This window comes from Streptomyces sp. NPDC048349 (assembly GCF_040651925.1).
Lineage (GTDB): Bacteria > Actinomycetota > Actinomycetes > Streptomycetales > Streptomycetaceae > Streptomyces.
The window spans coordinates 1-7,103 of record NZ_JBEZLA010000126.1 but is presented as its reverse complement, the minus strand read 5'-3'; the positions used below and the strand labels follow the sequence as shown (position 1 = coordinate 7,103).

At 75.0% G+C, this 7,103-nt stretch carries 7 protein-coding genes; 2 read left to right on the top strand and 5 right to left on the bottom strand.

Annotated elements, in window-relative coordinates:
* Nucleotides 1-46 precede the first annotated feature (46 nt).
* The 4 genes from AB0D44_RS33985 to AB0D44_RS33970 all read right to left on the bottom strand — a co-directional run bounded on the left by AB0D44_RS33985 (nucleotide 47) and on the right by AB0D44_RS33970 (nucleotide 4,434).
* Nucleotides 47-868: a hypothetical protein gene (locus AB0D44_RS33985; protein WP_362598658.1), complete on the bottom strand. Its 822-nt coding sequence runs from the start codon at nucleotides 866-868 to the stop codon at nucleotides 47-49.
* Nucleotides 868-2,145 carry a VWA domain-containing protein gene (locus tag AB0D44_RS33980; RefSeq protein WP_362598655.1) on the bottom strand — a complete coding sequence of 426 codons (1,278 nt, stop codon included), beginning with the start codon at nucleotides 2,143-2,145 and terminating at the stop codon, nucleotides 868-870. Before AB0D44_RS33980 ends, AB0D44_RS33985 begins: the two co-directional genes overlap by 1 nt.
* 70 nt (nucleotides 2,146-2,215) lie before the next feature.
* Nucleotides 2,216-3,853 (bottom strand): FAD-dependent monooxygenase, encoded by a 1,638-nt coding sequence (locus AB0D44_RS33975; protein ID WP_362598652.1) that lies wholly within the window; start codon nucleotides 3,851-3,853, stop codon nucleotides 2,216-2,218.
* 170 nt (nucleotides 3,854-4,023) lie between these two features.
* A complete protein-coding gene (locus AB0D44_RS33970) occupies nucleotides 4,024-4,434 on the bottom strand; it encodes an organic hydroperoxide resistance protein (protein ID WP_362598649.1) in 411 nt (136 codons plus the stop codon).
* Nucleotides 4,435-4,562: 128 nt separating this feature from the next.
* Here AB0D44_RS33970 and AB0D44_RS33965 point away from each other — a divergent pair, with 128 nt between their 5' ends.
* Nucleotides 4,563-5,039, top strand: coding sequence for a MarR family transcriptional regulator (locus tag AB0D44_RS33965; protein WP_362598646.1), 477 nt, complete (start codon nucleotides 4,563-4,565; stop codon nucleotides 5,037-5,039).
* A 41-nt stretch (nucleotides 5,040-5,080) separates the two neighbouring features.
* A complete protein-coding gene (locus AB0D44_RS33960; RefSeq protein ID WP_362598643.1) occupies nucleotides 5,081-6,115 on the top strand; it encodes a PHP domain-containing protein in 1,035 nt (344 codons plus the stop codon).
* Nucleotides 6,116-6,249: 134 nt separating this feature from the next.
* On the opposite strand, the gene AB0D44_RS33955 is transcribed toward AB0D44_RS33960, so the two are convergent.
* Nucleotides 6,250-7,103: UbiA family prenyltransferase (locus tag AB0D44_RS33955; RefSeq protein WP_362598640.1), on the bottom strand; the 854-nt coding region annotated here is incomplete at its 5' end.

The window sequence follows — 7,103 nt, the reverse complement described above, 5'->3', positions numbered from 1 at the left end:
GCGGGGGTGTCAGGGGCTGCGGGGGTGTCCTGGGGCGCTTCCCCGGCTACCGGAGCCCCGGGGAGCTCGGCTGCCCCCGTGGCTGCGGCACCCGGGAGGGGCGGCCCGAGCCGCGCGTCAGGGAGTAGCCGAAGATGCCCGCGAGGGCGGCCAGCACCCCGCCCGCCGCGGTCCAGATCCAGCGGTCCGACCACCAGCCGCCGGACCAGCCGTCCTCGGGCTCGCGCAGCGATCCGGTGACGGTGGCGGGGACCAGCGGGGTGGACAGGGCGCCGTCCACGGCGTAGGCGCCGCCCGTCTCCGCCACGGAGGCCTCGACGGCCGCGCGGATCGGCAGACCGAGGTCCTCCTCCGGTGCGTCGACGATGGTCAGGCGTACGTAGTAGCTGCCCGGCAGCGGGTCGTTGGCCCACTGCTCGGCTCCGGCGCGGACCGTGCGCAGGGTGCAGGACAGGTCCACCGAGGCCGCTTCCCGGGCGGCGGCCCGGGTCTGCATGCCGTAGGTGCACGCCTGGCGGCGGCGCAGGCCGTCGTACACGTCGAGCTGCCAGGTCGAGGCGCCGTGCCGGACCTTGGCCTCGGGCAGGGTGACCGTGGCCTTCACGGTCAGGCGCTGCTGCGCGTCGACGGGGAGGACCCAGTAGAGGTAGTCACCCGTGGAGGCGCTCGCCGTGGCCTTCTGGCCCGGCCGGAACGCCGCGGCGGTACGGAAGCCGGTGCCGGCCTCGGTCGGTGCGGCCTCCTCCTTGGCGGAGGCCGAGCGGGTGCTCGGGCTCGCGGAGGGGGTGTCGGCCGAGGCCGTCCCCGCCACCGCGAGGGCGGCCGCCGCGGCCAGCAGGGCGGCGGTCAGGGTGCGTACGGTACGCATCAGTTGGTCCTCCAGACGGAGATGCGCCAGCGCGAGATCCATCCCCACACCACACCGGCGGCCAGCCCGATGAGGGCCAGGACGGCCAGCAGCCACCAGCCGCGGCCGAGCCCGAAGGCGGCGGCGTCGGACGCCCCGTCCGGTCCGTCCACCACGTCGACGGTCAGCTCGACGGGCATGCCGGGGGTGGTCTTGACGGAGGCGGGGGCGGAGAAGGAGTTGCTGACCTGGATGCAGACGGTCTCCGGCGCCTCCTTCGCGGCGTCGTCGGCTCCGTCGACCTCCGCCTTCGGGTAGCGCAGGCCGGTCGAGAGGACGTCCGTACGGCCGTCACCCGCCTCCGAGCCGCGTACGATCTCGCGGCCGTGCAGGGTGGTGGCGCGCAGCAGGAGGCCGTAGTCGTTGTTGACGGCGCGGTCGGCGGCGATGCTCACCGAGGCACGCAGCTCCTGGCCGGGGCGGACGTCGACCCGGTACCAGCGGTGCTCGCCGAAGGTCTCGCGGTCGCTGTAGAGGCCGGGCTTGAGGACCGGGGCGTTCGCGCACTGCTTCGCGCCCTCGGTGGCCACGGGGTTGACGACGGGTTCGGCGGCCCGGTCGACGAGTTGTTTGACCCTGCCGGAGAGTTCGGCGGTGTGCTGCACCGAGGTGTAGGTGCCGCCGGTGGCTTCGGCGATGCAGGTGAGCTGGGCCCGGATCTTGGCGTCCGGGACCAGGCCGAGGGTGTCGATGACCAGGTGGATGCCCTTGGCGGCGATGTCGCGGGCGACTTCGCACGGGTCGAGCGGGGCGCAGGTGTCCTCGCCGTCGGTGATGAGCACGATCCGCTTGGTGCCGTCGCCGCCGTCGAGGTCCTGGGCCGCGGCGAGCAGGGCGGGGCCGATCGGCGTCCAGCCGGTGGGAGCGAGGGTCGCCACGGCGGTCTTCGCCTCGGTCCGGTTCAGCGGCCCGACCGGGTACAGCTGCTTGGTGTCCTTGCAGCCCAGCGCCTTGTCCTCACCGGGGTAGGTGGCGCCCAGGGTGCGTATGCCGAGCCGTACTTCGCCGGGGACCGCGTCGATGACCTCGTTGAAGGCCTGCTTCGCGGCGGCCATCCGGGACTGGCCGTCGATGTCGTTGGCGCGCATGGAGCCGCTGACGTCGAGGACGAGATCGACCTTCGGGGGTTCCTTCGCCGTCGGCCCGTCGGCGGCGGTGGCGCTCGCCGGGAAGAGCCCGACGGCCAGGGCGGCGAGCAGGCCGCACGCCCGGGCCGCTAGCCGTTTTCTTGTGATCATCGCCGGATCGTATTGAGGATCGTCCGGCATTCCAAAACGGGCCGTCGGCCCGGGTCTTCCGACGGTCCGGCTACTCCTGTGGGGCCGGGGCGAAGGTGGTGGCGAGATGGGCGGCCAGTGCTTCGGGGGCCGGTGGGGCGAGGCGGGCGGCGAGGTGGCCGTCCGGTCGGATGACGAAGGCCGTCGGCCCGTCCACCGCGTAGAGGCGGGCGAACTCGCCGCCGGTGTCGCGGTAGGCCGGCAGTGCGCCCGGCTCGGAGTCGGCCGGCGCGTCGGAGCCGAGGATCAGGCAGGGTTCCACGAGGCCGGCCGCGGACTCCCGTGCCGTCCGGACGAGTTCGCCGGCCCCGTCCCCGCTGCCGTAGACGAGCAGGACGTGTCCGCGGTCGCGCAGCAGGTCGTAGAGGCGCAGCGGGTAGGCGGCGATCTGTCCGGTGAGGCCGCCGCAGTCCGGTGCCCGGTCGCCCGGCCGGGGGCCCGGGCCCTGACCGGGCGGGTCCACGAGGGGGCTGCCCCGGTAGGCGACGAGCAGTTGGGCTTCGCGCATCATCACCGTCTGCGGGTCGTCCGGGTCGGCCTGGACTCCTGCGGCGGCGTGCCGCACGGTGCGGCCGACGACTTCCTCGCCGACGGGGCGGCGTTCGGTGTCGTAGCTCTCGAGCACGCCGGGCCGGGCGCGGCCGTCGACGGCGAGGGTGAGTTTCCAGGCCAGGTTCCAGGCGTCCTGGATGCCGGTGTTCATGCCCTGGGCGCCGGTGGGCGGGTGGATGTGCGCGGCGTCCCCGGCGACGAAGACCCGGCCGTCGGCATACCGGTCCACGATGCGGTGGCTGATGCGGAAGACCGAGGCCCAGCGGATGTGGGAGGCGGTGGCCGGTCGCGGGGACAGCCGGTCCAGGACGGTCTGGACGTCGGGGAGTCCGGGGGCCCGGGCGGTCTGCAGGCCGTGGGCGACGCCGTCGAGGGCGGCTTCGGCCTGCTGTGCCGGGGAGAGTTCGGGCGGTACGACCATGGACATCCGGTAGCGGCCGCGGCCGGGCAGCGGGATGCACACCAGCACGTCGTCGACCGCGCCGTCGGCGCCGTGGTGCATCGAGCGGACGCCGTACCCGTGCGGCAGGTCCCAGTCGACCTCCACGTCGGCGAGCATGTATTCCTCGGGGAAGGCGCCGCCCTCGTAGCCGAGCCCGAGTGCCTTGCGGACGGTGCTGTGCGCGCCGTCGCAGCCCACCAGAAACCGGGTCCGTACCTCTTCCTGCGCGCCGGAGGACGTGAGCAGGCGGCTGGTCACCCCGTCGGTGTCCTGTGCGAACGACACCAGTTCGGTGCCGCGCTCGACCGCGGTCCCGAAGCGGGCCAGGAACTCCTCGAGGATGCGCTCCGTCTCGTACTGCGGCAGCGCGGCGAATCCGTACGGCACCTCGGGCGGCAGCCGCAGGTCGAGGCGGGGCTGTTCGGCGCCGTCGACGTACGTGAGCTGTCCGCGCAGCGGGACGGCCGCCTCCAGGGCGGCGCGGACCAGTCCCATGCGGTCCCAGAGCTCCAGGGTGCGCGGCTGGATGCCCACGGCCTTGGCGAAGGGGAGCCGGGCGGGCAGCCGGTCGACGATGCGGCAGGAGACCCCGCGTCTGCGGAGCTCCACGGCGGCGGTCAGGCCGACGGGTCCCGCGCCGGCGACCAGTACGTCTGTCGCGTAGGTGTGCGCCACTGGCGCCTCCCCGTGTACGAACCCCCGGCGGGCGGCCCCCGGACGGGGCCGTGCCCCTCCATGGTGGCCGCCCGCCGCGCGTCCGGCACCTCCACCCGATCGGCGGCGGGGCCGGGGCCCCGCGCCGGCGCCGGGTGCGGCACCGGGTGCGGCACCGGCACCGGGTGCGGTTACTCGATCACGAGGTCCACGTCGATGTTGCCGCGCGTGGCACGGGAGTACGGGCAGACCTCGTGCGCCTGCTTGACCAACAGGGTGCCCGTCTCGCCCGCCAGGGACTCGGGGAGCTCGACGCGCAGGACCGCCGCCAGGCCGAAGCCGGCGCCGTCCTTGCCGATGGAGACCTCGGCGGTGACGGACACCTCGCTGGTGTCGACCTTGGCCTGGCGTCCGACGAGGCCGAGGGCGCTGGCGAAGCACGCGGCGTAGCCGGCGGCGAAGAGCTGCTCGGGGTTGGTGCCCTGTCCGCTGCCGCCGAGCGCCGGGGGCATGGCGAGGGCGAGGTCGAGCTGTCCGTCGGAGCTGACGGTGCGGCCCTCGCGGCCGTTGGCGGTGGCGACAGCGGTGTACAGCGCGTCCATCGGAGTTCCTCTCGCAGAAATGATCCGTTGCGGCGGCCGGTGGTCGACCGCGCTCCACCATTAGAGCACGCAATTCAGTTGTGCACAATTCAATGCCTCGCCAGTCCTCCCCGGGTACACTGGCGCCCATGACCGTGAAGCCGACCGCACTCCACCCCGACCAGGACTTCCTGCGCCTGGACGGCCAGATCTGCTTCGCCCTGAACGCGGCGAGCCGCGCCTTCGGCGGTCTCTACCGGGTGGTCCTCAAGGACCTCGGCCTGACCTACCCGCAGTACCTGGTGATGCTCGTCCTGTGGGAGCACGGCGAACTGCCGGTCAAGGAGATCGGGCAGCACCTGCGCCTGGACTCCGGGACGCTGTCCCCGCTGCTCAAGCGCCTGGAGGCGGCCGGCCTGGTCCGCCGCGAGCGCAGCACCGAGGACGAACGGTCCGTGCACGCCCACCTGACCGCGGAGGGTGCCGCGCTGCGCGCCCGCGCGGCCGAGGTACCGCGCAGGATCGCGGCGGCGACCGGCTTCGAGCTGGCCGAGATCCTCGAGCTCCAGACCCGGCTGAACCGCCTCACGGCCGCGCTCGACGCCGCCGTCCCGCAGGAGGCGTGAGCGGGAGCAGCGCCGGACACTGGGTCGCAGGAGGTACGCCGATGGACCCGGTGGCTGCGCTGGACCGCATCGCCTTCCTGCTGGAACGCGCCCGGGAGCCCACGTACCGGGTCCGGGCGTTCCGTACGGCCGCGGCCGCCGTCGAGCACATGGGCGAGCGCGAGACGGCCGAACGCGCGGCGGCCGGTTCCCTGGAAGCGGTCAAGGGCATCGGCCCCAAGACCGCCCGGGTGATCAGCGAGGCGCTCGCCGGGGCCGTTCCGGGCTACCTGCAGAAGCTCGAGGACGAGGTCGCCGCGCTCCCCGAGGGCCCGCCGGCCACCACCGCCGCCAAGGCCCTGCGGGCGGCCCTGCGCGGGGACTGCCACGTGCATTCGGACTGGTCCGACGGAGGCAGCCCGATCGAGGCGATGGGCCGGGCCGCGGCCTCGCTGGGGCACGAGTACGCCGTGCTCACCGACCACTCCCCGCGGCTCACCATCGCCCGGGGGCTCTCCCCTGAGCGGCTGCGCGAACAGCTGCGGGTGGTGGCGGAGCTCAACGAGACCTGGGCCCCGTTCAGACTGCTGACCGGGATCGAGTGCGACATCCTCGACGACGGGACGCTGGACCAGGAGCCCGAACTCCTCGACCGGCTCGACCTCGTCGTCGGTTCCGTGCACTCGAAGCTGCGGATGGAGGCTCCCGCCATGACCCGGCGGATGGTGGCGGCCGTGCGCAATCCCCTGATGGACGTGCTGGGCCACTGCACGGGGCGGCTGGTGACCGGCCGGGGCCGGCCCCCGTCAACGTTCGACGCCGAGGCCGTGTTCGCGGCCTGCGCCGAATCCGGCACCGCGGTGGAGATCAACAGCCGGCCCGAGCGGCTGGACCCGCCCCGTCGGCTGCTGCGCCTCGCCGTGGCCGCCGGGACCCTCTTCGCGATCGACACGGACGCGCACGCCCCCGGCCAGCTCGACTGGCAGCTGCTCGGCTGCGAACGGGCGGCGGAGTGCGAGGTCCCGGCCGAGCGCGTCGTCAACACCTGGCCGGCGGACGAGCTCCTGTCCTGGACCCGTACCCGGCACGCGCCCTAGGGAGGCGGTCCACCGCGCCCTCACCGGACGGACCAGGACGGTCGGTGTCGCCTCCGCCGGAGCGGCCTTCGACGCACCCGACTTCCTCCGCGCCCTGTCCGCGCACCTGTCGCTCGAACTGCGGCGGTGGGCGGTCAGCCCGGCGCGGCCGCCCCGCTGCCGAGCTCGACGACCAGCAGGACCACGTCGGCTCCGGCCACGGCCAGCACGGCCAGGAAGGGGAGCCGGCCGGCCGGGCGCCGGGCGGCGAGGAGCAGCGTCGCCGCCGTCCCCCCCAGCAGCACCCAGCCGTACGCCGTCACCGCCCCCGGCGGTCCGGCCACCAGGGCGGCGGCCGAGCCGAGGACGAGGAGCGCGGCGAGCGCGGCCGAACGGCGGGCGCCCAGCCGCTGGGGCAGGCCCACGACCCCGGTGGCCAGGTCGTCGGCGATGTCCGGCAGCACGTTGGCGAAGTGCGCGCCCGCGCCCAGCAGGGCCGCGGCCAGCGTGAGCCACGGCGGCGGCCACGGCGCGCCGGGCAGCCCGAGGGTGACGAAGGCCGGCAGCAGGCCGAAGGCCAGCGCGTACGGGAGCCAGGACGCGGCCGTGCCCTTGAGGCGCAGGTTGTACCCCCAGGCGGCGGCCACCCCGAGGAGGTGGACGGCCCCGGCGAGCAGGCCGGCGGCCAGGGAGAGGGGGACGCAGACCAGCAGCGCCAGGCCCGCCGCCCGGGTGACGGCCGCGGGTGACACCGTGCCCGCCACCAGGGGTTTGTCCCGCCGGCCCACGGCCAGGTCGCGGCGCAGGTCGGCCCGGTCGTTGCACCAGCCGACCGAGAGCTGCCCGGCGGCGACCGCACCCGCCGCGGCGGCGCCGCCGGCGGGGCCGTGACCCGCGGCGGCCGCGAGCGCCGCGGTGAACAGGGTGACGGCCGCTGCCGGCAGCGGATGGCAGGCCGCCAGGAGCCCCGCGGCCGCGGCGCCGCGGCCGCGGCGCAGGGCCGGGGCCG

What these genes read in the sequence shown, in the direction of transcription:
- AB0D44_RS33985 (WP_362598658.1), bottom strand. Translation starts at nt 868, where the DNA reads ATGCGTACCGTACGCACCCTGACCGCCGCCCTGCTGGCCGCGGCGGCC.
- AB0D44_RS33980 (WP_362598655.1), bottom strand. Translation starts at nt 2,145, where the DNA reads ATGATCACAAGAAAACGGCTAGCGGCCCGGGCGTGCGGCCTGCTCGCC.
- AB0D44_RS33970 (WP_362598649.1), bottom strand. Translation starts at nt 4,434, where the DNA reads ATGGACGCGCTGTACACCGCTGTCGCCACCGCCAACGGCCGCGAGGGC.
- AB0D44_RS33965 (WP_362598646.1), top strand. Translation starts at nt 4,563, where the DNA reads ATGACCGTGAAGCCGACCGCACTCCACCCCGACCAGGACTTCCTGCGC.
- AB0D44_RS33960 (WP_362598643.1), top strand. Translation starts at nt 5,081, where the DNA reads ATGGACCCGGTGGCTGCGCTGGACCGCATCGCCTTCCTGCTGGAACGC.